Raw genomic sequence first — 2,886 nt, 5'->3', positions numbered from 1 at the left:
CCGAACCACCATGGCTTATTTTTGAACAAGCCGCTGTTAACCCACAAGCTAAGGAATAAACGCGCACCAAATACTGCAGTGATAAAGCTTGCGAGAATACTGATAATCAGCATAGTCGCGAAACCTTTTACGGAGCTTGTACCATACGCAAATAATACGATTGCAGCAAGAATAGTCGTCAGGTTCGCATCAAGAATCGTTGACAATGACCCTTTGCTGCCTGCCTCGAAAGCGGCCTTGATATTGCGGCCGATCTTCAATTCCTCTTTAATCCGTTCATAGGTGATAATATTGGCATCTACCGCCATACCAACCCCTAGGATCAAAGCGGCAATACCCGGAAGCGTCAATACACCATTCATCCAGTCAAAGATCAACAAGATGAGGTAAATGTAAATCGACAATGTTACTATTGCTATGAAACCTGGTAAACGGTAGTAAAGGAGCATAAAGGCAAAAATAACGATAACACCTATTATACCAGCGAAAATTGTCTCGTTTAATGCCTGTTCACCAAATTTGGCACCAACAGATGTTGAGTATGTTTCGTCTAACTTAACTGGAAGCGATCCAGCATTAAGCAATGATGCAAGCTGCTGGGCTTCCTCTATTGTGAAAGTTCCAGTAATTTCAACATTTTTCTGATTTAAAACACGATCAACATTTGGATTGGAAAGGAATCTTGGATTAGGCTTCATTCTTTCTGCCTTATAAGAATCTTTTCCCTCCTCAAAATCAAGCCAGATAATAAGCTGATTTTCAGGTGCCATGCTACGGATTTCTTTCGTGATCTCACCGAATTGGTCACCGTCTTTTAACGTAATGGAGATGCTTGGCTTATTTTGTTGGTCAAAGCTTTGCTTCGCACCATTTTCAGCCAGGTCGCTTCCATCCATCATAACCCGGTCGTTAACGTCACGGAATGTCAGGTTTGCTTCAGTGGAGAGGATTTCTCTAGCCTTATTCTGGTCTTTTACACCAGCGAGCTGAACACGAATCCTGTTATCTCCTTCAATTTGTATATTCGGTTCACTTACACCGAGAACGTTTACCCTTCGTTCTAGGGCGTTCGCTGTACTCTTTAAAGTTTCCCGGTCAACCTTGTCGCCTTTTTTCCCATTTAGGGGCGTAACTTCATAGAGAACTTCAAACCCACCCTGAAGGTCTAGTCCTAGCTTTATATTGTTCAAGATATTCTGGGTCGTTGCACCCATGGCACTTCCAATTAGCAAAACTAACAAAAAGAAGACCACGATGCGGCTGCGTTTTACCATTATGTAGAAATCCTCCTTATTTTGCGCACAAAAAATCATGCTGCCAGACAGTTAAAAACATTAAGACTACAGAAAACATATGAAGGTAACCAATTTATAGCATTTTAATTATGTATCAGATTAAAAAAACTGTCAATTAAGCTTTTTGGGATAATGAAAAACTTTTAACTTTTAAGACGGAATGATTTTATCAATAGTTCTTTTTGTCTGCCTATAATAAATCTGCTCCAGGAATTCTAAGTATTAAATTCGGGACGTGGTCTTAATTAAAAGAAAAGGATCGTAGTCTGATATCCGTAAATAAGTCTAATAATTGGGAATATTTAATCAAAACTGATCCTTATTTAAGCAGCTGCTTCCGCTCCTCTTCATCATCCATCGCAAAATCCCCCATCTTAAAGGCTTCTACTGTAGTGAAGTTCATCAAATCTCCAATTTTGACAGATAGTATATCAGCTACAATTTCATACAGATGAATATCTTCCTTCAATTTCTTCCACTTTTTTTTCGTTAAGTAATCCCATAAATCTTTTTCGCTTACTTTTTCATAACCGAAAATCTTGAATTCTTCCACTTTGCTTTTCAAAGCTGGCTTAATTTCTTTGTAAAAACGACCATACTGATGGCTTCGGTCCATCTCTTTGCCTCCCTGTCCCAAATTCTAGTCTTTTAAATGCTCTAACCTGTCATGCTTTGTCCACTTTACTGCATATAGTTAATTGTATATGAAATAAGCATTTTTGAGAAGGCAGGGAGTGGAATGTCGAAGTTTTTAAAAGGAACCTTTATTTTACTGATAGCCGGGCTCGTAACAAGAGTGCTTGGTTTTATAAACCGGATAGTCATCGCCCGTTTTATTGGTGAAGAAGGTGTCGGCTTATATATGATGGCCTTCCCGACATTGATCCTTGTCGTGACCATTACACAGCTGGGACTGCCTGTGGCGATTTCTAAAAATGTAGCTGAAGCTGAAGCAAGAGGAGATTATGCTAAAGTCAAGAAAATTTTAGTGGTCTCGCTTGCTACCACAATTTCCTTGTCCATAATATTTACACCAGCCCTTTTATTCCTTGCTCCATACCTTTCGAATACATTATTCACTGACCCAAGGACTCATTTGCCGCTCATGGCAATTGCCCCTATCGTACCAATCGTGGCGATATCCTCTGTTCTCCGCGGATATTTCCAGGGAAGGCAAAACATGCGGCCTTCTGCAATCTCTCAAGTGATTGAACAGCTCGTCCGCATCACCCTGATCGCTGTATTGACGAAAACATTCATGCCTTATGGAATTGAATATGCTGCAGCGGCAGCTATGGTGGCATCAGTGCTTGGAGAACTTGCTTCACTGCTGTATTTAATGACGACCTTCAAACTGAGAAAGAAATTCCGACTGAGGAAAAATTTCTTCCAATATGTCCATTCAGGGAAATCGACCTTCAACGAATTGATGAGTATCGCATTGCCGACAACTGGATCAAGGATGATAGGGTCCGTTTCCTGGTTCTTTGAGCCAATTGTTGTCGCCCATAGCCTCGCAATTGCCGGAGTGGCTGCTGTTGCAGCCACTAAACAATATGGGGCCCTTACAGGATTTGCGATGCCATTGCTA

At 40.8% G+C, this 2,886-nt stretch carries 3 protein-coding genes; 1 reads left to right on the top strand and 2 read right to left on the bottom strand.

Annotated elements, in window-relative coordinates:
* Positions 1-1,274, bottom strand: a 1,274-nt coding sequence (gene secD, locus WB217_RS12345) for a protein translocase subunit SecD (RefSeq protein WP_423993518.1), incomplete at its 3' end; no start/stop codon positions are given.
* Positions 1,275-1,614: 340 nt separating this feature from the next.
* On the bottom strand, positions 1,615-1,911 hold the full coding sequence (locus WB217_RS12340; protein ID WP_423993517.1) for a post-transcriptional regulator: 297 nt from the start codon (positions 1,909-1,911) through the stop codon (positions 1,615-1,617).
* 123 nt (positions 1,912-2,034) lie between these two features.
* On the opposite strand from WB217_RS12340, the gene spoVB reads away from it, so the two are divergent.
* The coding region (spoVB, locus tag WB217_RS12335) for a stage V sporulation protein B (protein WP_423993516.1) at positions 2,035-2,886 on the top strand (852 nt) is incomplete at its 3' end.

It is taken from the genome of Mesobacillus sp., assembly GCF_049588175.1.
Lineage (GTDB): Bacteria > Bacillota > Bacilli > Bacillales > Cytobacillaceae > Mesobacillus.
This window is presented reverse-complemented; position numbering and strand designations above follow the sequence as displayed.

Bases quoted from the DNA above. Each gene is read 5' to 3' on its own strand.
- WB217_RS12340 (WP_423993517.1), bottom strand. From the start codon at position 1,911: ATGGACCGAAGCCATCAGTATGGTCGTTTTTACAAAGAAATTAAGCCA.